This window comes from Fictibacillus halophilus (assembly GCF_016401385.1).
Taxonomy (GTDB): domain Bacteria; phylum Bacillota; class Bacilli; order Bacillales; family Fictibacillaceae; genus Fictibacillus; species Fictibacillus halophilus.
This window is the reverse complement of sequence record NZ_JAEACF010000001.1, coordinates 3104089-3126703: the sequence shown is the minus strand read 5'-3', so window position 1 is coordinate 3126703 and position 22615 is coordinate 3104089. Positions and strand designations below refer to the sequence as shown.

The 22615-nt window shown below is 42.8% G+C and carries 26 protein-coding genes; 20 read left to right on the top strand and 6 right to left on the bottom strand.

The features are described 5' to 3' along the window. Nucleotides 1–100: 100 nt before the first annotated feature. The gene (locus I5J82_RS15995; RefSeq protein WP_198768679.1) at nt 101–571 is read right to left on the bottom strand and encodes a GNAT family N-acetyltransferase; all 471 of its coding nucleotides are present in this window, start codon (nt 569–571) and stop codon (nt 101–103) included. A 177-nt stretch (nt 572–748) separates the two neighbouring features. On the opposite strand from I5J82_RS15995, the gene I5J82_RS15990 reads away from it, so the two are divergent. Then, the gene (locus I5J82_RS15990) at nt 749–2287 is read left to right on the top strand and encodes a gluconokinase (protein ID WP_233096509.1); all 1539 of its coding nucleotides are present in this window, start codon (nt 749–751) and stop codon (nt 2285–2287) included. Between the two features lie 16 nt (nt 2288–2303). Here I5J82_RS15990 and I5J82_RS15985 read toward each other — a convergent pair whose 3' ends face one another. Next, nucleotides 2304–2759, bottom strand: coding sequence for a hypothetical protein (locus tag I5J82_RS15985; RefSeq protein WP_198768678.1), 456 nt, complete (start codon nt 2757–2759; stop codon nt 2304–2306). A 188-nt stretch (nt 2760–2947) separates the two neighbouring features. On the opposite strand from I5J82_RS15985, the gene I5J82_RS15980 reads away from it, so the two are divergent. The 5 genes from I5J82_RS15980 (at nt 2948) to I5J82_RS15960 (ending at nt 7755) form a co-directional block, all read left to right on the top strand. Next, entirely contained in the window at nt 2948–4183 is a 1236-nt protein-coding gene (locus tag I5J82_RS15980; protein WP_198768677.1) for a serine hydroxymethyltransferase, read from the top strand. Between the two features lie 188 nt (nt 4184–4371). Next, nucleotides 4372–5736, top strand: coding sequence for a copper amine oxidase (locus tag I5J82_RS15975; protein WP_198768676.1), 1365 nt, complete (start codon nt 4372–4374; stop codon nt 5734–5736). A gap of 72 nt (nt 5737–5808) precedes the next feature. After that, a complete protein-coding gene (locus I5J82_RS15970; protein ID WP_198768675.1) occupies nt 5809–6456 on the top strand; it encodes a class F sortase in 648 nt (215 codons plus the stop codon). Nucleotides 6457–6861: 405 nt separating this feature from the next. After that, on the top strand, nt 6862–7491 hold the full coding sequence (upp, locus tag I5J82_RS15965; RefSeq protein WP_137791119.1) for a uracil phosphoribosyltransferase: 630 nt from the start codon (nt 6862–6864) through the stop codon (nt 7489–7491). A gap of 63 nt (nt 7492–7554) precedes the next feature. Then, nucleotides 7555–7755: a hypothetical protein gene (locus tag I5J82_RS15960; protein ID WP_198768674.1), complete on the top strand. Its 201-nt coding sequence runs from the start codon at nt 7555–7557 to the stop codon at nt 7753–7755. A 54-nt stretch (nt 7756–7809) separates the two neighbouring features. On the opposite strand, the gene I5J82_RS15955 is transcribed toward I5J82_RS15960, so the two are convergent. After that, nucleotides 7810–8220 carry a DUF3889 domain-containing protein gene (locus I5J82_RS15955; protein ID WP_198768673.1) on the bottom strand — a complete coding sequence of 137 codons (411 nt, stop codon included), beginning with the start codon at nt 8218–8220 and terminating at the stop codon, nt 7810–7812. Nucleotides 8221–8511: 291 nt separating this feature from the next. On the opposite strand from I5J82_RS15955, the gene I5J82_RS15950 reads away from it, so the two are divergent. The 10 genes from I5J82_RS15950 (at nt 8512) to I5J82_RS15905 (ending at nt 15681) form a co-directional block, all read left to right on the top strand. Continuing rightward, complete coding sequence (locus tag I5J82_RS15950) at nt 8512–8736, top strand: AtpZ/AtpI family protein (protein WP_066244770.1); 225 nt, start codon at nt 8512–8514, stop codon at nt 8734–8736. After that, on the top strand, nt 8736–9119 hold the full coding sequence (locus I5J82_RS15945) for an ATP synthase subunit I (protein WP_233096508.1): 384 nt from the start codon (nt 8736–8738) through the stop codon (nt 9117–9119). The genes I5J82_RS15950 and I5J82_RS15945 overlap by 1 nt, the downstream gene beginning before the upstream one ends. Nucleotides 9120–9125: 6 nt before the next feature. Next, nucleotides 9126–9836 carry a F0F1 ATP synthase subunit A gene (gene atpB, locus I5J82_RS15940; protein ID WP_137791116.1) on the top strand — a complete coding sequence of 237 codons (711 nt, stop codon included), beginning with the start codon at nt 9126–9128 and terminating at the stop codon, nt 9834–9836. An 83-nt stretch (nt 9837–9919) separates the two neighbouring features. After that, nucleotides 9920–10132, top strand: a complete 213-nt coding sequence (gene atpE / locus I5J82_RS15935) for a F0F1 ATP synthase subunit C (protein WP_066244772.1) — start codon at nt 9920–9922, stop codon at nt 10130–10132. A 112-nt stretch (nt 10133–10244) separates the two neighbouring features. Next, nucleotides 10245–10763, top strand: coding sequence for a F0F1 ATP synthase subunit B (gene atpF / locus I5J82_RS15930; RefSeq protein ID WP_144696913.1), 519 nt, complete (start codon nt 10245–10247; stop codon nt 10761–10763). Continuing rightward, nucleotides 10760–11311 (top strand): F0F1 ATP synthase subunit delta, encoded by a 552-nt coding sequence (locus I5J82_RS15925; protein WP_066398940.1) that lies wholly within the window; start codon nt 10760–10762, stop codon nt 11309–11311. Before atpF ends, I5J82_RS15925 begins: the two co-directional genes overlap by 4 nt. A 19-nt stretch (nt 11312–11330) precedes the next feature. Then, the gene (gene atpA, locus I5J82_RS15920; RefSeq protein ID WP_198768672.1) at nt 11331–12830 is read left to right on the top strand and encodes a F0F1 ATP synthase subunit alpha; all 1500 of its coding nucleotides are present in this window, start codon (nt 11331–11333) and stop codon (nt 12828–12830) included. Nucleotides 12831–12953: 123 nt separating this feature from the next. Next, nucleotides 12954–13805, top strand: a complete 852-nt coding sequence (gene atpG, locus I5J82_RS15915; RefSeq protein ID WP_066398937.1) for an ATP synthase F1 subunit gamma — start codon at nt 12954–12956, stop codon at nt 13803–13805. 57 nt (nt 13806–13862) lie between these two features. Beyond that, nucleotides 13863–15251: a F0F1 ATP synthase subunit beta gene (gene atpD, locus I5J82_RS15910; RefSeq protein WP_066398935.1), complete on the top strand. Its 1389-nt coding sequence runs from the start codon at nt 13863–13865 to the stop codon at nt 15249–15251. Nucleotides 15252–15273: 22 nt separating this feature from the next. After that, nucleotides 15274–15681 carry a F0F1 ATP synthase subunit epsilon gene (locus tag I5J82_RS15905; RefSeq protein WP_198768671.1) on the top strand — a complete coding sequence of 136 codons (408 nt, stop codon included), beginning with the start codon at nt 15274–15276 and terminating at the stop codon, nt 15679–15681. A gap of 590 nt (nt 15682–16271) precedes the next feature. On the opposite strand, the gene I5J82_RS15900 is transcribed toward I5J82_RS15905, so the two are convergent. Further along, the gene (locus I5J82_RS15900) at nt 16272–16451 is read right to left on the bottom strand and encodes a hypothetical protein (RefSeq protein WP_198768670.1); all 180 of its coding nucleotides are present in this window, start codon (nt 16449–16451) and stop codon (nt 16272–16274) included. Nucleotides 16452–16644: 193 nt separating this feature from the next. On the opposite strand from I5J82_RS15900, the gene I5J82_RS15895 reads away from it, so the two are divergent. The 4 genes from I5J82_RS15895 (at nt 16645) to I5J82_RS15880 (ending at nt 21650) form a co-directional block, all read left to right on the top strand. After that, nucleotides 16645–17190, top strand: a complete 546-nt coding sequence (locus tag I5J82_RS15895) for a glycerol-3-phosphate responsive antiterminator (protein WP_198768669.1) — start codon at nt 16645–16647, stop codon at nt 17188–17190. Between the two features lie 203 nt (nt 17191–17393). Beyond that, the gene (locus I5J82_RS15890; RefSeq protein ID WP_198768668.1) at nt 17394–18221 is read left to right on the top strand and encodes an MIP/aquaporin family protein; all 828 of its coding nucleotides are present in this window, start codon (nt 17394–17396) and stop codon (nt 18219–18221) included. Between the two features lie 36 nt (nt 18222–18257). After that, the gene (glpK, locus tag I5J82_RS15885) at nt 18258–19760 is read left to right on the top strand and encodes a glycerol kinase GlpK (protein ID WP_197221529.1); all 1503 of its coding nucleotides are present in this window, start codon (nt 18258–18260) and stop codon (nt 19758–19760) included. A gap of 231 nt (nt 19761–19991) precedes the next feature. Continuing rightward, nucleotides 19992–21650 (top strand): glycerol-3-phosphate dehydrogenase/oxidase, encoded by a 1659-nt coding sequence (locus I5J82_RS15880; RefSeq protein WP_198768667.1) that lies wholly within the window; start codon nt 19992–19994, stop codon nt 21648–21650. Between the two features lie 329 nt (nt 21651–21979). Here I5J82_RS15880 and I5J82_RS15875 read toward each other — a convergent pair whose 3' ends face one another. Further along, nucleotides 21980–22369: a DUF1722 domain-containing protein gene (locus I5J82_RS15875; protein WP_198768666.1), complete on the bottom strand. Its 390-nt coding sequence runs from the start codon at nt 22367–22369 to the stop codon at nt 21980–21982. 32 nt (nt 22370–22401) lie between these two features. Then, nucleotides 22402–22599, bottom strand: a complete 198-nt coding sequence (locus I5J82_RS15870; protein ID WP_198768665.1) for a hypothetical protein — start codon at nt 22597–22599, stop codon at nt 22402–22404. Nucleotides 22600–22615 lie beyond the last annotated feature (16 nt).

Genomic DNA, 22615 nt, shown 5'->3' with positions numbered 1-22615 from the left:
ATTCCAAGCCGAAACTCGTGGATTCACCGCCACTTTGTGTGGGATTACGGTTAACTAGCCTCCGCTCAACAGCTTCTTGGCGCCAGCCAAGCCCCCAATCTTATGAGTTGTGTTCAATCTCGTAGTGAATCCACTCTGAATTGATGTTTTTTCCGCCCATCTTCTTATAAAGTGCTTGAGCAGAGGTGTTATCGACCGCCGTTTGCCACGACATGTACGCGTAGCCTTCATTTTTCGTGTATTCCAGCACATGCAGAAACAGCTTTTCTCCTAAACCAGCACCACGGAATTCAGCGTCTACAAAAAGATCGTTCAAGATGGCGATTTTCTGCAAACGGGTCGTACTGAACGAAAAGTAGAGTGTTGCGAATCCTGCTAATCTGCCATCTTCTGTCTCAGCAACAAACTGGGTACCTGCTTCATCCGAAGCAAGCAGATGCTTGATATGATCCTCCAGCTTTGATCCCTCAGGAGATTTTCCTTTATAAAAATCAACGATGTAACGAAGCATCAAGTCCTTCAACTGCTCTAGATCTTCTAATACGACAGGGCGAATTCTAAGACTATTCATCGATCTATATCTCCTTTAATCTGGCGTCCCTAACAAAAGAAGCGCTCCTTTTACATCTATATTAAGTGATTCTTTCTGGTCTGAATAGTATGATGAAAAGGCGATGTAGAATGATGTGTTGTTTAGGAAGGGCATACTAGAGCTGCTTCCTTTTTTACGTGAAAGGAGAAAGTGATCTTGAGAAATTATGCGATCGGAATAGATATAGGTACAACGAGTACGAAGGTTGTTCTTTTTGATGAAAAAGGAGCGGCTGTTGCTCATCATTCGAAAAATTATCCATTACTATCGGAAGAAGCAGGGGCTGCAGAACAGAAGCCTGATGAAATTTATGAAGCAGTGAATGAATCGTTAAGAGAAACCGTACGGAAAAGTGGAGACCTAGCAGAAAGAATAGGCTTCATTTCTTTTAGCACGGCTATGCATTCATTGATTGCAGTAGATGCAGAAGGAAAACCACTGACAAACAGCATTACGTGGGCTGATATCCGGAGTGAGCCGTATGTAGCAGCTTATAAATCAGATTACGGTGGCGATGCGGTCGAACTTTATAAACGTACCGGTGTCCCTCAGCATCCGATGACACCTCTTTTTAAATTGCAGTGGTTAAAAAATGAACGTCCCGATATTTTTAAAAAAGCAGAAAAGTTTGTTGGAATTAAAGATTACATACTGTTCCGCTGGTTCAATGAGTGGAAGACAGATCATGCGTCAGCCGCAGCAACTGGCCTTTGGAACTTGCGTACAAAAACGTGGGATGAAGAAGCGCTGAAACTTGCAGATGTCACACCAGAAAAACTTCCAGACCTTCAGCCAACCACCTATTATTGGGAGAACCTGTCTGACATTCTGGCGAAGAAATCAGGTCTTGATTCCTCTGTAAAAGTGGTGATCGGTGCGACGGATGGCCCGTTGTCAAACCTTGGTGTCGGTGCGATCTCACCAGGAGATGTTGCGGTAACGATAGGGACGAGCGGCGCGATCCGAACAACATCGACTTCACCGATACTTGATACAGAAGGCCGTTCATTTTGTTATCCTCTTACAGAAAATCATTGGGTATCAGGTGGACCGGTTAACAACGGTGGAATCGCGTTTCAATGGATTCATGATCTTTTGCAAAAAGAGGATGAAAGTGTGGCTTATGAAAAGCTGTCTAAAGATGCTGAGCAAATTCAGCCGGGTGCTGAGGGCTTGGTATTCTTGCCTTATCTAACTGGAGAACGAGCGCCGTTGTGGGATGCACAGGCAAAAGCATCATTTCTTGGTCTGACACTCCGCCATAATCAAAATCATATGGTGCGCGCTGTGCTGGAAGGGGCGATTCTTAACTTATTTAGCGTGTACTCACTGATAAAGAGTCAAGTGGGGAAAAGTGAAGTTAAGATTTTTGCAACTGGAGGCTTTACGAACTCGTCGCTTTGGAAACAGATCTTAGCAGATGTTTTCCAAACAAAAGTGAGCATACCTGAACATACGGAGAGTTCGTGCTTAGGAGCTGTGTTACTAGGTCGATTCGCGATTGGTGAAACAAAAAAATTGGAAGAAGCGCCCGTTGAGACGAAGCAGTACGAAGAAATCATACCTAACCCCGATTACAAAAACGTCTACAAAGATCTTTTTCAACTTTATCAATCTCTGTCAGACACGATGCAAACGCAATATAAGGCACTTCATGATTTTCAAAATAAACATAAAAAAGAGAGCGGAGAATGATTCCGCTCTTTGTTTCTTAGTTGATATATGTCGCGTTGATCAGCGGAAGGCCAGTCTTAGCGTCCTTACCAGTCTTTACGTTACCGAATACTGTGACCTCAGAACCTTTTTCAAAACCGCTGCCCATCGTAAAGTTCATCACTCTAAACTTTGTTTCTCCAACTTGGAACTCAAAGCTTGAACCCATTCCTTTTTCGTTATCCGTTAGCACTTTCCCCGTAGCTTTAATGATTTTTTCTTCGTACGCTTTTGGGTCTGCTTCAAGTGCTTTAGGATCTAACTGAACGGCGTCTTTTTCCATGTTCTTAATGATCTCAGCTTGTTGACCTGCAAGATCATCTGTAGTGCTCTGTTCTTCGTTATCTCGTGTTTCTACTTTTTCCTTTGCTTCAGGCTTTGCTTTTTCTTCACTGCAGCCAGCCAAAGCTAGTACAAGAATAAGGAGACTCGCTCCAAACCACTTTTTCATCATGTTGTTAACACCCCTTATAAATAGCTCTCTCTCTATTATGTATCATCATACCATGTTCATCCCTATCAAATAAAATGAATTTTCACACTTGTGCATTTCCTCTTACAACTTAAAGCTTTAACGTGTAAGATAGAGGGGTATGTTACAATCATAATCATTTTTTCACATAAGGTAAGGGGGAAGCGAAATTGAACCATTTGAAAACAGCTGATCAAGAAGTTTACCAATCCATCATGGATGAATTGCACCGCCAGCGTACGAAAATTGAATTGATTGCTTCTGAAAACTTTGTAAGTCAAGCCGTAATGGAAGCGCAAGGCTCTGTACTTACGAATAAGTATGCAGAAGGCTACCCGTCCAAACGCTATTATGGCGGATGTGAACACGTGGATGTTGTTGAAAATCTAGCAAGAGATCGTGCGAAGGAAATCTTCGGTGCCGAACACGCTAACGTTCAACCTCACTCAGGTGCACAAGCAAACATGGCTGTATACTTTACGATCCTCGAGCAAGGCGACACTGTTCTTGGTATGAACCTTTCTCATGGCGGTCACTTAACACATGGAAGTGCCGTTAACTTTTCTGGCATTCAATATAACTTTGTGGAATATGGCGTAGATGCAGAGAAGAATGTTATCGATTATGAAGATGTTCGTCAAAAAGCATTAGAGCACCGTCCGAAGCTGATCGTAGCTGGAGCGAGCGCGTATCCTCGTGCGATTGATTTTGCAAAGTTCCGCGAGATCGCCGATGAAGTTGAAGCCTACCTAATGGTGGATATGGCCCACATCGCAGGACTTGTTGCAGCTGGCCTTCACCAAAATCCAGTTCCTTATGCAGATTTTGTAACAACGACTACACATAAAACCCTTCGTGGCCCTCGTGGCGGTATGATTCTTTGTAAAGAAGAGTTCGCGAAAAAAATTGATAAATCAATCTTCCCAGGCATCCAAGGTGGACCTTTGATGCATGTTATCGCAGCAAAAGCAGTATCGTTCGGTGAAGTATTAACAGATGAGTTCAAGAGCTACGCAGAGCAGATCGTGAAAAACGCGAAGCGCTTAGCGGAGTCTTTGAAAAAAGAAGGCATCACACTTGTTTCTGATGGTACGGACAATCACTTGATCCTGATCAATGTGAGTGAGCTTGCATTAACAGGAAAAGTGGCTGAAAAAGCATTAGATGATATCGGAATCACAGTAAACAAGAACACGATTCCGTTTGATAAAGAAAGCCCGTTCGTAACGAGCGGTATCCGTATCGGAACAGCTGCGGTAACTTCACGTGGTTTTGTTGAAGAAGATATGGACGAGATCGCTTCTATTATGGCGTCAGTGTTAAAAAACATCGAGGATGAATCGATGCTGAAGGATGCTGAGACACGCGTTGAGAAGTTAGCAGGTAAATATAAGTTGTACGAATAAAATAAAATTTTAGAGCTCCTTTAGCCAGCTGGCTAAAGGAGCTTTTTTATACCGATTTAGACGATAGACAATCACATTTTTTAAAGGTTCGACAAAAAAACAAAAACTTTTTTTAAAAAAAGTGATCCAAATAAAAACTCTCTCCGTTAGCTAAGTGTAAAAAAAAACAAAAAAAGGAGAGATTCCAAATGAAAATGAAAAAAGCACTTTTAGCAGTACCGTTAAGTGTTTCACTATTAATACCAACATTCACAGTGGCCAATGCACATGGTCATGAAAGTCACAGCAAAGGCCATATGTCTGCCGAAGTTTCAAATCCAGCCATTGATCTTCGTGCTTCATTGGATACTCTACTTTCAGAGCATGCATTCCTAGCTGTAGTAGCTATGCAAAAAGGAATTGACGGAAAAGAAGACTTTGAAGCAGCAGCAGGGCAGCTGAACCAAAATACAGAAGCTCTATCAAAAGCGGTAGGATCTGTTTATGGAGAAGAAGCTGGAAATCAATTTAAAGAAATCTGGAGCAGCCACATCGGCTATTTCGTAGATTATGTAACAGCAACAGCTGAAAACAACGAGGAAGGAAGAAAGCAAGCATTAGCGGAATTGGATAAGTACCGTGTAACGCAAGCGGATTTCCTTGATAAGGCAACTGAAGGCCGATTAAAAGCGAAAGATCTAGAAGAAGGGTTGAAAGTTCACATCGACCAACTGATCTGGGCATTTGAAAGCTACCGAACAGGGGACTACGACAAAGCGTATGACAACATTTCAGAAGCAATGCACCATATGTTCATGACAGGTAAAGGTCTTTCATGGGCAATCACGGATCAGTTCCCTGACAAGTTTGAAAACAAATCAGTCGATACACCTGCAGCAGATCTTCGTGCTGATTTAAACAGTGTGTTCTCTGCACATGCAGCATTGGCGGCATTAACGATGCAAAAAGGAATTGACGGCGCTAAAGACTTTGAAGCAGCGGCAGCTGAATTGAACGAAAACACAGATGATATCACAGCAGCTGTAGAATCCGTATATGGTGCGGAGGGTGCAGCGCAATTTAAAGAAATCTGGAGCAGCCACATCGGTTACTTCGTTGACTATGTAACAGCAACAGCAGAAAAGAATGAAGAAGGGAAAAAGCAAGCCATTGCTGAACTCGATGAGTACCGTATGGAACAAGCTAAATTCCTAGACACAGCAACAGAAGGACGTCTAAAAGCAGCTGACTTAGAAGAAGGCTTAAAAGTACACATCGATCAGTTACTAGCAGCATTCAACAGCTATACAGGCAAAGATTATCCAGCTGCTTACAAGAACATCTCTGAAGCTTATGCTCACATGTTCGGAGTAGGACAATCCCTATCTGGTGCGATCGTTGATCAATTCCCAGATAAGTTTGCTGGACAAAAGCCATCTGATATGCCGAAAACAGGTATGGGCGGAATGAGCCAATCAACAAACGATGCTATTCTTTGGAGCTTGTTCGGATTGATCTTAGCTTCCGCAACAACAGCAATGATTCTTCGCAAAAAAGCGACGAACAATTCTTAAGAGTTAAGAGTGGAGGGCAGCAAATCTGTCCTCCATCTTTTCTATCTATTGAAGATGGAAAGGAAGGTTTTTATGAAAAAATCACTTGCAAGTTTTTTGCTAGGTATGCTGATCGTAAGCGGCTGTTCAAGTGGGGAGGATGGAGTCAAAAGTGAGAGCTCTAATCAATCTGCAGAACCTGTGAAAAAACAAGAGCAGCAGGAAGAAGTGGCATCCTCATCAACGGAACTGACACCGCCAGAAGGCTTAAAGTTAAAAGCTGATACAGAGGGGATCACACCTTCTGTGATTGAAATTCCAGCATTGGAAATCATCACTAAAATTGAAAAAGTGGGTACGCTAAAAAATGGTCAGATGGGTGTTCCAAAGGGAATGGACACCGTTGGCTGGTTTGGTGATGGAGCTAAGCCGGGATCACCAGGAAATGCTGTAATGGCAGGGCATGTTGACAGCAAGACGGGTCCAGCTGTTTTTTATAAGCTAGAAGACCTTGAAAAAGGCGATGAAGTGATCGTTAAGGATAAAGAGGGAAAAACATTAACCTTTGAAGTAACTGGCAAAGAAAAGTACGACAGAAAAAACGCTCCTGTTGATAAAATATTCGACTATTCGTATGGCAGCAAGCTGAACTTGATCACGTGTACCGGTAACTTTAATCGAGATGAAGGGACACATGAAGAGAGATTGGTTATCTATACAGAGTTGAAAGCGGATGAGTAAAAAAAATTTATCATTACCTAAAAGCATCCATTCATATGGGTGTTTTTTGTTGTGCTGAAAAATAAGTGGACAGTATTATTTCGGAAGTGGACAGTAAAATGTGAAAAGTGGACAGTATTTATGCAGAAGTGGACAGTAAAGTCAGTAAAGTGGACAGTATTATTGCAAAACTGGACAGTAAATTTCAATTTGGGCTCCACCACGCCAGGCATATAGAATGTTTTTTTTTGGATTTCACCTCTAAATTCAGGGAATAGTAGTAGAGGAGTTTATATGTAAAATTTGGAGTTAGAAAACTATCGTTTCTGTGCTGATTTTCCTTGAAGTGAAGATTGTTTTTCTGTACAATGCTAGAGATGCTTTTTGAACGAAAATAAATGTTACATAAGGAGAGGTGCTTAAAACATGAGTGAGGTTTATGTCCTTGATCATCCGTTAATTCAGCATAAATTAACATACATCCGTGACGAACGTACGGGTACGAAAGAGTTTCGTGAGCTTGTTGATGAAGTAGCGGGGCTTATGGCTTTTGAAATTACACGTGATCTTCCATTACAAGAGGTAACGGTGAAAACGCCGGTTGCTGAAGCAACTATGAAGACGATCGCTGGGAAAAAATTAGGGCTAGTACCGATCCTTCGTGCAGGACTTGGAATGGTAGACGGAATCCTTAAACTTATTCCAGCAGCAAAAGTTGGACATGTTGGGCTTTACCGTGATCCTGAAACTTTAACACCGATCGAATACTACGTGAAGCTTCCTTCTGATGTAGAAGAGCGTGATTTCATTGTGATCGATCCGATGCTTGCAACAGGTGGATCTGCGGCAGCAGCGATTGAGTCTATTAAGAAACGCGGCGCGAAAAACATTAAGCTTATGTGTTTAGTGGCAGCTCCAGAAGGTATTAAAGTGATCCAAGACGAGCACCCTGATGTTGATATTTTCTTAGCAGCACTTGATGAAAAATTAAACGACCACGGCTATATCGTGCCAGGTCTAGGCGATGCTGGAGACCGTTTATTCGGAACTAAATAAGATTAAAAAGATAAAACTGACTCTTGCAGAGGTAAAATTGCCTGTGCGGGGTCAGTTTTTTTATTGAAAAACGTGTTTAGCGGTGGTGTGGACGAGTTTTCAGGTGGTCGAGATGCGGTTACAGGTGAAAACAGGCTAATCTCAGGTGGTCAGCGATTATTCACAGGTGGAAACTCGAAGTTTATCGGTGAACGTGTAAGAAATATAAAAACACGTACCGTAAAAACAGCAAAAAAGCTGACAAATTCCCGTCGTCAGCCTTAACAAGCCTATACATCTACGTTCATAACTCTTCCTAGTCCACTAACTAACCTAAAATCAATTTAACTCTTCAACCTTCATATCTATAAGCTTCTCATCCGTATGCATCACGCCGACTTTAACGAGACGTTTCTTTCCGTCCTCGTTAACCGTGAAATCAAAAAAATCTGAGATAGTACCATCCGGGCTTACACGTCGTGTGTCATATTGATAATCACTCACATCACTGTTCGGATATTTCTTTTTCGTTTCGGCTAGAGCCATCTTCCCCCATTTGCTGTAATCTACTGTCGTTCGATCAGTAGGGGTCTGGTCGTTATACTGAACGTTCAATGGCTTTGTACGATCGTTTTCCACGTTATCTCTCATGTCTGTAGATTCTTCCGTGGGCTTTTTGTCATTGTTCATGCAGCCGCCAGCTACCAAAATTCCAATTAACGCAAAGAAAATAAATATTTTTTGTTTCATGTCGAACAAGCTCCTTCCATATATTTAATGTAAGTATTTACCAAATAGGGTGATTTATTCAGGAATATGGAAACTGCAGGCAGAAGTAGTAAACAAAGTGAATAATAAACCATTGAAACAAGCCACAAAATTTCCACAATTTATTTAATAAACCGTCCCGGAAGTCGTTGACATAGAAATGGCACTATTGTATTCTTACAAAGGGAATATGGTAAGGTTTACATTCTTGTGTTTACAAGGGTTTTCAAGAAAATTATTACCAAATTTCCAGAAGGAAGGAGTCCATACGATATGAGCAACGGGAAACGCCCTTATAAAGCGATGGCTTTAATGTCTGGCATTCTTTCTCAGCTTGTTGGATGTATCTTAGTTGGACTTTTTGGAGGGAAATGGCTGGACGAGAAAGTCGGCAATGAATTTCCAATCTTCCTTATCATCGGGTTGTTTCTAGGTCTTGGAACAGGTGTTTACGGGATGATCCGCTTAATATCGAAGTTTTCAGGGGACGGGCAATGATGAATGAGTACAAATCGGTGTTTTTCAAATACATAAAGTACACATTATATCTTCTCTCTCTTTTTTTCGTCGGTTATGCTGTTACTCCTTACAAAGCTATCTTTTTAGGACTAGCTCTAGGAACTGCTTTTAGCCTCTATAATCTTTGGAGCATGTATTCGAAGATTGACCGCATGGGACAAGCAGTGATTCAGCAGAAAAGAGTGAAAACACTCGGTTCACTTTCAAGGCTCCTCTTTGCAGGGTTAGCGGTGCTCATCGCGATGAAATACCCGGAACATTTTCATTTATTAAGTGTGGTAGTGGGATTGATGTCAGTCTACATTATCATGTTAATAGATTCACTAACTCAAGTTACACGTACTCCAAAGGAAAAGAGGTGAACATAGGTGGAACATGGTGCAGTTACAGCTGATTTTCTAGGTTTGACTTTTAATCTGTCAAACGTACTAATGATCACAGTTTCATCCGTTATTGTTTTCCTTATTGCGGTACTCGCTACTCGAACCCTGTCAATGCGACCAGGAGGAATGCAAAACTTCCTTGAATGGGTAGTCGATTTCGTAAAAGGAATCATCAACAGCACAATGGATTGGCATACGGGCGGACGCTTTTTAGCTTTAGGACTTACATTAATCATGTATATTTTCGTTGCCAACATGCTGGGATTACCTTTTGCAGTAGTAGTCGACCATAATCTATGGTGGAAATCCCCTACTGCAGACCCAACTATTACTTTGACTCTAGCAGTTATGGTAGTGGCGCTATCACATTATTACGGTGTGAGAATGAAAGGTGTCAAGGAATATGGAGCTGAATTCTTCAAGCCGATGAAGTTCTTGTTCCCACTAAAGATTATTGAAGAGTTTGCGAACACATTAACGCTTGGTCTTCGTCTTTACGGTAACATTTTCGCAGGTGAGATGCTTTTAGGTCTATTGGTAGGTTTGACTAAGATGGGTATTTTTGCTGGCGTACTTGGAATCTTCCCACTAATCGTGTGGCAAGGCTTCTCAGTATTCGTTGGTGCAATCCAAGCATTTATCTTCACGATGCTAACAATGGTTTACTTGGCACATAAAGTAAGTCACGATCACTAATCTTTAGGAAATATCAAGCTTCTATAAAAAGAAGCCCATTTTCATAAAAACTTTAAGGGAATTCAGAAGGGAGAAATTTTATCATGAATCTTATTGCAGCTGCAATCGCGGTAGGTCTAGCGGCACTTGGTGCTGGTATTGGTAACGGTTTGATCGTAGGACGTACAGTTGAGGGGATCGCTCGTCAACCAGAACTACGTGGTACTCTTCAAACAACAATGTTCATCGGGGTTGCATTAGTTGAGGCACTTCCAATCATCGGTGTGGTTATCGCGTTCATCGCGCTTGGTTCTTAATCCTTAAAACAACCACTGTTTATTACGATTTCTATAATGGCGAAGCAAGTTTCCGTTGAGGGACTACCCTTCGCCATTCCTTATGTATGATTGATTGAAGGGAGGAAATGGTGTGCAAAACTTAATTCTAGGTGCTGCTGCAGGTGGAGGCCTGAACACAGGCGATATCCTTTACCAATTAGCTGCATTTTTAATCCTACTAGTATTATTGCGTAAATTCGCATGGGGCCCGTTAATGGGAATCATGAAGGAGCGCCAATCACATATCAACAGCGAAATTGATGCGGCTGAAAAATCCCGTCAAGAAGCTAAGAGCTATCTTGAGACTCAAGTTGCTGAGTTAAAGAAAGCGAAAGAAGAAGCAAAGTCTATTATCGACAATGCTAAAAAGCAAGGCGAAGCACAAGGTGAAGCAATCATTAAAGCATCTCGTGATGAAGCTGAGCGTGTAAAAGAAGCTGCATTAGCTGAGATCGCTTCTGAAAAAGAAAAAGCAGTTGCTACACTTCGTCAAGAAGTTGCTGCTCTATCCGTTAAGATCGCTTCTAAAGTTATTGCAAAAGAACTTGATGAGAGCTCTCAGGAGAAGCTTATTAACGAATACCTTCAAGAGGTAGGCGAGTCTCGATGAGCAAAGATCAAGCAATCGTAGCAAAACGTTATGCATTAGCACTATTTGAAGTAGTTGGTGTTACGAAACTTGAAGATACAGTTTCAGAATTGCGTCTTGTGAAGAACGTACTGGAGCTTAACAAAGAGCTTCAAAAAGTTCTATCACATCCAAAAGTATCAAAAGATCAAAAGAAAGCTTTGATCAAAGAGAGCGTTGGAGCTGAACTTTCTACGGCTGTAATGAACACGATCTATCTGATGGTAGACCGCAACCGTTACACATACATCACAGAGATGGCAGCGCAGTTCATTGAATTAGCAAATGAAGCACAAGGCATTGCCGACGCAAATGTATATTCTGTACGTCCTTTATCAGACTCAGAGATACAGAAGTTGGAGCAAACGTTTGCTGCCCGAGTCGGCAAAAGAGCGTTGCGCATTAATAATATTGTAGATTCTTCTCTTGTTGGAGGAATTAAGATCCGCATTGGCAACCGTATTTTTGACGGAAGCATCAGCGGAAAGTTGAATCGAATGGAACGTCAATTAGCTTCTAACGGAAGCTGAGAGGATAGGGGTGAAATTCATGAGCATTAAAGCTGAAGAAATCAGTGCTTTAATTAAAAAACAGATTGAAAACTATCAATCTGAGATCGAAGTTAATGATGTGGGTACAGTTATCCAGGTCGGTGACGGTATTGCCCGTGCCCATGGATTAGATAACGTTATGGCTGGTGAGCTAGTTGAATTTTCTAACGGTGTAATGGGTATGGCCCAAAACCTTGAAGAAAACAACGTAGGTATCATCATTCTTGGGCCTTACCAAGAAATTCGTGAAGGTGACGAAGTAAAACGTACAGGGCGTATCATGGAAGTTCCTGTAGGTGAAGAGCTTCTTGGCCGTGTAGTTAACCCTCTTGGACAGCCTATCGATGGCAAAGGTCCAATTGCTACTACAAAAACACGTCCTATCGAGCAAAAAGCTCCAGGCGTAATGGCTCGTAAATCCGTACATGAGCCGCTTCAAACAGGTATTAAAGCGATTGACGCACTTGTGCCAATCGGACGCGGACAACGTGAGCTTATCATCGGTGACCGTCAAACAGGTAAAACAGCTGTAGCGATCGACACGATCCTTAACCAAAAGGATCAAGATATGATCTGTATCTATGTAGCGATCGGTCAAAAAGAATCAACAGTTGCGGGCGTAGTAGAAACACTTCGTTCACACGGAGCGCTTGATTACACGATCGTTGTATCAGCATCTGCTTCTCAACCTGCACCAATGTTGTTCCTAGCTCCTTATGCTGGGGTATCTATGGCTGAAGAATTCATGTGGGCTGGCAAGCACGTATTGATCATCTATGATGATCTTTCTAAGCAAGCTGCTGCATACCGTGAGCTTTCCTTGCTACTTCGTCGTCCTCCAGGCCGCGAAGCTTACCCAGGGGACGTATTCTACCTTCACTCTCGCTTGTTAGAGCGTGCAGCGAAGTTGAATGACGAGCTAGGTGGCGGATCCATCACAGCGCTTCCGTTCATTGAAACGCAAGCATCTGACGTATCTGCTTATATTCCAACAAACGTTATCTCTATCACAGACGGACAGATATTCTTACAATCTGACTTGTTCTTCTCCGGAGTTCGTCCGGCGATCAACGCAGGTATCTCCGTTTCTCGTGTAGGGGGAGCAGCTCAGATCAAAGCGATGAGCAAAGTATCTGGTACACTTCGTCTAGATCTTGCTTCATACCGTGAACTAGAAGCATTCGCTCAGTTCGGATCTGACCTTGATAAAGCGACTCAAGCTAAACTAAACCGTGGTGCACGTACAGTTGAAGTACTTAAGCAAGGACTTCACAAGCCACTAAAAGTTGAGCACCAAGTTGCCATCCTTTATGCATTGACTCGTGGTTACATCGATGATGTAGCTGTTGAAGATGTAAACCGCTTTGAAGAAGCGCTTTACGCTCACATGGAAGCAAACTCTAAAGACGTTCTTGATGCAATCAAAACGACTGGTAAACTTCCTGAAGGTGACAGCCTAGACGAAGCGATCAAAGCATTCAAAAAGACATTCGCGTAAGATTAAATAGACTTTAAAAGCAGAGGTGCAGTTGCAGTGATGAGCTGCGCCTTGCAACCAGCTTACTATGTTTAAAATGAGGTTAACCGATTTTTAAACTACCAATAAAGGTGGTGAAAATGAATGGCATTGAAAGATATTAAAGCTAGAATAGATTCTACTAAAAAGACGATGCAGATCACAAAAGCGATGGAGATGGTTTCAGCTGCAAAGCTAAACCGCGCTGAGCAAAATGCGAAATCTTTCGGCCCTTACGTGGACAAGATCCAAGAAGTGGTAGGAAGCATCGCATCTGGAAGCAACGCGAAACACTCTATGCTTTTAACACGACCAGTGAAAAAGACGGGTTACTTCGTCGTTACAGCTGACCGTGGATTAGCTGGAGCTTATAACTCGAATATTTTGCGCCACGTTTACCGTACGATTCAAGAGCGTCACAAATCAGCAGATGAGTATGCATTGATCGTGATCGGTAAAGTTGGGGTGAACTTTTTCAAAAGCCGTAAGATGTCTATCTTGGACAGCATCACAGGCGTGGCAGACCAGCCATCCTTTGCTGAGATCAAGGCGATCGCATCAAAGGCAGTCGGTCTTTATGCGGACGGAACATTTGATGAGCTTTACATGTATTACAACCATTTTGTAAGTGCCATTCAGAGCGATCTGACGGAGAAGAAGCTTCTTCCGTTAACAGATATCGCTGCAACAAAATCAAAATCTTCCTATGAGTATGAACCATCAGAGGACGAGATCCTTGAAGTGCTTCTTCCTCAATATGCGGAGAGCTTGATTTATGGTGCTTTACTTGATGCGAAAGCAGCCGAGCATGCTTCTCGTATGACTGCGATGAGAAATGCAACGGATAACGCTAATGAACTGATCGGCCAATTGAACCTCTCGTACAACCGTGAGCGTCAAGCAGCTATCACTCAGGAAATTACGGAAATCGTCGGCGGTGTAGCAGCTCTAGAATAGACTTTTTTAAAAGTGATTCTAGCAGCTAATGTGCAAAGTAAGATAGGAGGGAAACCGATGAATAAAGGCTATATTACTCAAATTCTTGGACCGGTCGTTGACGTTAAGTTCGAAGGCCAGCTTCCAGAATTGCTTAACGCTTTAACTGTTAGCGCTGAGGGTGTTGACTTAACACTAGAAGTAGCACTTCACCTTGGTGATAACATGGTTCGTACAATCGCAATGGATTCAACGGATGGTCTTGTTCGTGGAATGGAAATCGCTGACTCAGGTAAGCCGATCTCTGTACCAGTAGGTGAAGCAACACTTGGACGTGTATTTAACGTAACAGGTGATCACATTGACCTTGGTGAGGCAGTACCGGCAGATGTTCGCCGTGACCCGATCCACCGTTCAGCACCTTCTTTTGAAGAATTAACAACAAAAACTGAGATTCTTGAAACAGGAATCAAAGTAGTTGACCTTATCGCTCCATACGTAAAAGGTGGAAAAATCGGTCTTTTCGGTGGTGCGGGTGTAGGTAAAACGGTTCTTATCCAGGAGCTAATCAACAACATCGCACAAGAACACGGTGGTATCTCCGTATTCGCAGGTGTTGGTGAGCGTACTCGTGAAGGAAATGACCTTTTCCACGAGATGAGTGACTCTGGTGTTATCAAGAAAACGGCAATGGTATTCGGACAAATGAACGAGCCGCCTGGAGCACGTGCACGTATCGCTCTTTCCGGTTTAACAATGGCTGAATTCTTCCGTGACGAGCAAGGACAAGACGTTCTTTTCTTCGTAGATAACATCTTCCGTTTCACGCAAGCAGGTTCTGAAGTATCTGCCCTTCTTGGCCGTATGCCATCAGCGGTAGGTTACCAGCCAACTCTTGCAACTGAGATGGGTCAATTACAAGAGCGTATCACATCTACGAAAAAAGGTTCTGTAACATCTATCCAAGCGATCTATGTACCTGCCGATGACTATACGGATCCGGCTCCAGCTACAGCGTTCGCTCACTTAGATGCAACAACAAACCTTGAGCGTAAACTAACAGCTATGGGTATCTATCCAGCGGTAGATCCACTAGCTTCAACTTCACGTGCACTTTCTCCTGAAATCGTTGGAGAAGAGCATTACGAAGTAGCTCGTAAAGTACAGGCGACTTTACAGCGTTATAAAGAGCTTCAAGATATCATCGCAATCCTTGGTATGGACGAGCTTTCTGAAGACGATAAGCTAGTTGTACACCGTGCGCGTCGTATCCAGTTCTTCTTATCTCAAAACTTCCACGTTGCAGAACAATTTACAGGACAAAAAGGTTCATACGTTCCTGTTAAAGAAACAGTTCGTGGATTCAAAGAAATCCTTGAAGGAAAATACGATGATCTTCCGGAATCAGCGTTCCATCTCGTAGGCTCTATTGAGGATGCTATTGAAAAAGCAAAAACTTTGGCCTAATGCCTGAAAGGGGTAAGATTGGATGAAAACCATTCAAGTCAGCGTAGTAACCCCTGATGGTCCTGTGTTTGAAGGAAATGCGAAAATGGTCAGCGCGAAAGCAAAAAGTGGGGAGCTTGGAATTCTTCCAGGCCATATCCCTCTTGTAGCTCCTTTAACGATCAGCGCCGTGCGTGTTCACGACGTTGATGGGAAAACACAATATGTGGCCGTTAGCGGTGGATTTATTGAAGTGCGACCTGAAAAAGTCACGATTTTAGCAGAAGCTGCTGAGATCGCTGGCGACATCGAAGTAGATCGTGCACGCGCAGCAAAAGAGCGTGCCGAACAGCGTCTTGCAAGCAACAAACAAGACAACCTAGATGCAGCTCGTGCGGAGTTTGCGCTTAAACGCGCAATGAACCGTATCGACGTAGCAACAAAACGTTAAGTTTATAAAGCCCTGTAGCTCTCTTTATAGAGAGTTGCAGGGCTTATTTTGTGTTTCTAGGGGGTATGTGAGGGGTAAAGTTAGTGCGATAGATGTCGACGATTGTAAACTCGTGGATAAAGTAGCGAAACTTTTGGATTGAAGGCTGAAATTCGTGGATAAACAGGCAAAACTTCTGGATAAACCGCTTAAACTTTTGGATTGCACTAATTTAATACCCTAAAAGGTATCTAAATTGTTCAGTTTCGGGAACCGAAACTGTACCTTTATTCTTTTTAAGAACTCAAAAACCCCTCCGACTTGTCCAAAAACATAGTCAAAGGAGCTAAATACGAGGACATCACGTTCAGTTTGAGAAGGTTGAACATAGGATGAATCGTTTATTTATTTGGCTCTTTTCTAAAAGTCTCCCTATGCAAGTTGATTGAAGCATAAGGTTGCCGACTCCTATGGGACGAGCGGTCAGGTGGAGACTCCTAAAGGCGCAAAGCGGCAGGAGGCTCACCGTTCGCCCCATGGAAAGCGCGCAACCTGGAGCGGAAATCAACTACTTCCGGATAGCTACATCGCATACGAGAATCGTTTTCTATTTAGTTTCTTCCAAAAATCGGCCGAGCACATGAGACCCTACGTAACCATACTTGGTCGCCATTTTCACCAGCCATCGCGTTCGTTTCTGCTACCTCTTCCATTTGAACCACTTCATCACCAAACGGGTTTTGAAATTCGCCAACAGGAGAGATCACAGGTTTCTTTCTCTTTTTAATCATGCTTTTCACCTCCTCAAGCTAAGGAAGTGTCCTAAGAAATATAGCTCTTTGTAAAAGCTATATACTATTAAATGCTCGTCCGTCAGTAGTTGTATGTGTTATTATCACTTAATATGTAAAAAAGGCGGTTTCTTTAGGGTTTGCAATAAATTGTGAGATCTGGTGAATGATAAGATTGTAAGGAGTGTGCAGGATGAGCTTCCACGGACAAAAAGTTTTGCCGGCAGCGAGAAAGATGAAGGATTTTGAAAAGCTGCTGAATAGCAAATACACATATATCGTATGTTTGGATACGCATATCAGTCAGCTGAAATTTATGATTGCGATGGCCAATGAAAGAAAAAAGAAGGTTTTGGTTCATCTCGATCTGATTAACGGATTGAAGGCAAACGAATATGCGGTCGATTTTTTAGCACAGGAAATGAAGCCAGCTGGGATCATTTCTACGCGTTCTAACTGCATCATGCGTGCAAAAAAGAAGAACATGATCGCCGTTCAACGTTTGTTTTTATTGGATTCATTAGCACTTGAAACGAGTTATAAAGTCATTGAACGTGCTCAGCCAGACTATTTAGAGGTTTTGCCAGGCATCATGCCGGAAATAATAAGAGAAGTGAGCGAGCAAGCCGGTATTCCTGTAATTGCTGGTGGATTGATTCGTACAAAAGTGAATGTGATGGAAGCACTTGAAGCAGGTGCAGAAGCTGTGACGACTTCAAACCCTGAATTGTGGATTTAATGTTCTTGTGAAATAACGTTTGACAACGTTTTCATCCTTGTTATAATAGAGACAAGTTCATAAACGTGACGGAGAACATGGAGATCCACAGGGGTTACTTATAGCAAAACTATAGGTATCTTTTGCTGGGTCTTTTTTTGATGAAATCCGTTCACATGCTTGCACTTATAATTGATAGCGATTGCATAAAAGGAGGAAAATACATGTCAACATTTATGGCAGAACTGATAGGAACAATGATTCTAATCATATTTGGCGGGGGCGTTGTTGCAAACGTTTCCTTGAATAAATCAAAAGCCCAAGGTGGAGGCTGGATTGTTGTCGCACTTGCTTGGGGACTAGCCGTTGCGATGGCGGTATATGCAGTCGGAAGCTTTAGTGGTGCACATCTTAACCCAGCCGTTACACTCGGTCTTGCTTCAATCGGTGAATTTGCTTGGGCAGATGTACCAGCTTATATTCTTGCACAAATGATCGGCGGTATCTTAGGAGGAATGGTCGTCTACTTCCACTTCCTGCCGCACTGGAAAGCAACAGATGATCCAGCGGTAAAATTAGGAGTTTTTTCAACGGACCCTGCAATTCCGCATACGTTTTCGAATCTTTTATCAGAATTTATTGGAACTGCGGTTTTACTAGTAGGATTATTGTCAATCGGAGCGAATAAATTTTCAGATGGCTTGAATCCACTGATCGTCGGATTCTTAATCGTAGCGATCGGGTTGTCACTTGGTGGACCAACTGGATATGCGATCAACCCGGCACGTGACCTAGGTCCAAGAATCGCGCATTTCATCTTGCCTATTCCAGGTAAAGGCGGATCAAACTGGACGTACTCGTGGATTCCGGTTGTAGGACCAGTGCTCGGAGGCGTTTTCGGAGCATTGTTCTACCAAGCTGTTTTTACAGGGAAAGTTACAACATTATTCTGGATATGGACAGTGGTATCAGTAGCGATTTTCGCCATAACATTCTTCTTAGGAAGTAAAGGCACACAAGCACTGCCTCATGGAGATCAAATAGAAAACTAAAACAATAACAACAAACCAATTTGGGAGGGTTTACGTATGGAAAAGAAATATATCATTGCACTCGATCAAGGAACGACAAGCTCAAGAGCGATTCTTTTTAACAAAGCAGGAGAAGTCGTTGAGATCTCACAAAAGGAATTCAAGCAGCACTTCCCGAAGCCAGGCTGGGTAGAACATGATGCACAAGAAATCTGGGGAACGATCTTAGCAGTAGTTGCTGAAGTTCTTTCAAAAACAGATACAGACCCAGGCGAAATCGCTTCAATTGGAATCACGAACCAGCGTGAAACAACGGTCGTTTGGGACAAGAACACGGGAAAACCTGTTCACAACGCGATCGTTTGGCAGTCTCGTCAAACCGCTGAGATCTGTGATGAACTGAAATCTCAAGGCTTAAACGATAAATTCCGTGATAAAACAGGATTATTGATCGACGCTTACTTCTCCGGAACAAAAGTAAAATGGATCCTTGATAACGTTGACGGTGCTCGTGAAAAAGCGGAAAACGGTGATCTATTATTCGGAACGATCGACACGTGGCTGGTTTGGAAGCTAACAGGCGGAAGAGCGCACGTAACAGACTATTCCAACGCATCTCGTACACTCATGTACAACATTTACGATCTAAAGTGGGATGACGAGCTTCTAGAAATCTTAGGCGTTCCGAAATCCATGCTGCCAGAAGTTAAATCGTCATCAGAAGTATACGGTGAAACGATCGATTATCATTTCTTCGGTAAAAATATTCCGATCGCAGGTATTGCGGGCGATCAGCAAGCGGCACTTTTCGGACAAGCTTGTTTTGAAAAAGGAATGGCGAAGAACACGTATGGAACAGGCTGTTTCATGCTTATGAACACAGGAGAAAAAGCAGTTAAGTCTGAGCATGGCCTCTTAACGACAATCGCTTGGGGTGTGGACGGGAAAGTCGAGTACGCACTTGAAGGAAGTATCTTTGTTGCAGGATCTGCCATTCAATGGCTGCGCGACGGACTTCGCATGTTAAAAGATGCGGCAGACAGTGAAGATTATGCAGAGCGCGTTGCATCAACAGATGGCGTTTATGTTGTGCCAGCATTCGTAGGGCTCGGAACTCCATATTGGGATTCAGAAGCACGCGGCGCGATCTTTGGACTCACACGCGGTACAGAAAAAGAACACTTCGTTCGTGCGACACTTGAATCATTAGCGTATCAAACAGCTGATGTGTTAACAGCGATGGAAGCAGACTCTGGCATCGAGTTGAAGAAGCTTCGTGTTGATGGCGGAGCGGTGAAGAACAACTTCTTGATGCAGTTCCAAAGCGATATCTTAAACGTTCCTGTTGAGCGTCCGGAAATCAATGAAACGACAGCGCTTGGTGCCGCTTATCTAGCAGGACTTGCCGTAGGATTCTGGGGTGATCGTCAAGAAATTGCAGATAAATGGAAAGTGGACAAAGACTTCGACGTAAACATGAAAGAAGAAGAGCGTAAAGAGCTTTATGATGGCTGGAAAAAAGCTGTTGAAGCAACGATTGCATACAAACCGAAAGCATAACCCTTTCAAAATCTTGAAAACTGCGTTATACTGAACACAAGTTGATATTGAACCGGTTGGAGATCAGGAGAGACCACAAAACCTCGTACAAACGATGCGGGGTTCTTGTGGTCTTTTTTTGCGTGCCAATACACGGAAATGTTGAAAATTGTGTGTTGGGTTCGCTGATTACGGGAAAACTACCCGTATTATAAATGTCCAACGGTTCTGTACAGAAGGAGTGAAGAGAAAATGACAGCATCATTTTCAACATATAAAAGAGAAGAAATCATCACAGGTATGAAACAAGAGAAGCTTGACCTTCTCGTTATCGGAGGAGGCGTAACTGGAGCGGGTATTCTTTTAGATGCTCAGACTCGTGGTATGAAAGTAGGTCTTGTAGAGATGCAGGACTTTGCTGCTGGAACATCCAGCCGTTCTACAAAACTTGTTCACGGCGGACTTCGCTATCTAAAACAGTTCGAAGTGAAGCTCGTTGCAGAGGTTGGTAAAGAACGTGCCATCGTGTACGAAAACGCACCACACGTAACAACACCAGAGTGGATGCTACTTCCGTTTTACAAAGGTGGTACGTTCGGAAAGTTCTCTACTTCCATCGGTCTAAAAGTATACGATTTCTTAGCAGGTGTAAAACGCAAAGAACGCAGAAAAATGTTTTCAGCCGAAGAAACATTACGCCGAGAACCACTATTGAAAAAGGATAACTTGCTTGGCGGCGGATATTATGTTGAATACAAAACAGATGACGCGCGTCTGACGCTTGAGATTATGAAAGAAGCGGTAGCACGCGGAGCATCGGCCGTTAACTACGCGAAAGTAACAAGCTTTATCTATAACGGAAAAAGAGCGGTCGGTGTAAAAGTGGAAGACCAGCTGACTGGTGAGATCCATGAGATCTATGCGAAAAAGATCGTCAACGCAACAGGTCCATGGGTAGATGAGCTTCGTGAAGAAGACCGTTCAAAAACAGGAAAAGAGATCCACCATACAAAAGGTATCCACCTTGTTATTGATGGCTCTAAGTTCCCATTGAAACAAGCGGTTTACTATGACACAGAAGATGGCCGTATGGTGTTCGCGATTCCACGTGCAGGTAAGACGTATGTTGGTACAACAGATACGGATTACAAGGGAGACCTTGCGAACCCAGGTATGACGGAAGAGGATCTTCAATATGTACTAAATACGATCCACTTCATGTTCCCAGATGTGAAGATCACACGCGACGATGTTGAATCTTCATGGTCAGGACTGCGTCCGTTAATTCACGAACCGAAAAAGGGACCATCAGAAATCTCACGTAAAGATGAAGTGTTCCACTCTCCATCTGGACTATTGACGATCGCTGGTGGTAAGCTGACAGGTTACCGTAAAATGGCTGAAAAAGTCGTGGATATCGTACGTGATCAGCTTGGAGAAGAAGAAGGCGCGAAATTCCCTGGATGCCGCACGCAACACATGGAACTATCCGGCGGTAAGATGGGCGGAAGCCAAAACTTCGCAGACTTCCTTCGTACAAAAGTACAGGAAGGATTGGCGTTAGGCTTAGATGAAGCAAAAGCTCGCGAGCTCGTTCAACGCTATGGTACGAACATCGATATCGTATACGGTTATATGAAAGAACGCGGTGAAGAAGCGAAGAGCTACAATTTGCCAGTAAGTTTGTACGCATCCCTACTTTACGCATTAGAGTATGAGATGACGTCCACACCATCTGACTTCTTGATCCGCCGTACGTCTGCTCTATACTTCGACATCGATACGGTATACGAGTGGAAAGAAAGTGTGATCAACTGCATGGCAGACAAATTGGGCTGGAACGCAGAACAAAAACGCGAGCATGCAGAAGACTTTGAAGATCAATTGCGATTGTCTGTTGAGGCGATCTAATAAAGTTTATAGGTACGGCAGAGAGGCATTCCGCTTTTAGAAAGAGCGGGATGTCTTTTTCATTTTCATATGTAGGGGATATTTGAGGGGTTAAATGTGTCCGCAGATTGTCGAGGTTTGTCGACTTGAGGATAAACAGCCAAAACTTTTGGATTCATGCTTAAAACTCGTGGATTACATACTGATTCTTGTGGATTAAAGGCTTGAACTTCTTGATTGATTCTCAAATATACCCAACAGGGTATGAACAAGAAACAGTTTCGTTCCCCGAAACTGCACCTATTTTAGCCAAAACAAAAGGATGATCCCACACAACTACGGGAGCATCCTCAATTTTTAATAAATGTTGAACGTGATAAGTAATCTGAAGGGTATTTTTGAAGCAAATACTGCAAATACAGGTGAATTTCATACGGCATTTCATCATAATACTCTTCATCTAACTCTCTCAAGGTTTCTAGCAGCGAAAAAAAGTGCTCTTTATCCACTTCTTCTGCTGATTTTTTAAAATAACCCCAAACATGTTCTAGCGTATTGCATAAAGCACGTCGCTCAAAAGGTTTTTCCTTCATCTCAGCGATCAACATCGTCACTTTTTCATAATCAGAGTCAGAATGAGCATCTCTCATCAACTCTTGAACCTCTTTGTAAAAGTTATAACCCTTTGCCATCACGGTATATTTTTCACTCGCCCACAATTGTTCGGTCTCTTTTTTCAAAAGGGATCACATCCTTTAATAACGACATTCTATTAAAGATAAATGTAGAGAGCAAGTGCGATGATCGAAACGAGAATCACTATTGCATAGATGAGGGTAAGGCGCACGAGGTTCTGTCGAGTCGAACTTCCGTATTTTTCGTCCTGTGTTTTAGAAATCATGATCGTACCGACTAATCCAGCGATCGAAATCACGACGATTAAAAAGTAAGCAATCCACCATATATCCATTACGAATCTCCCCTTT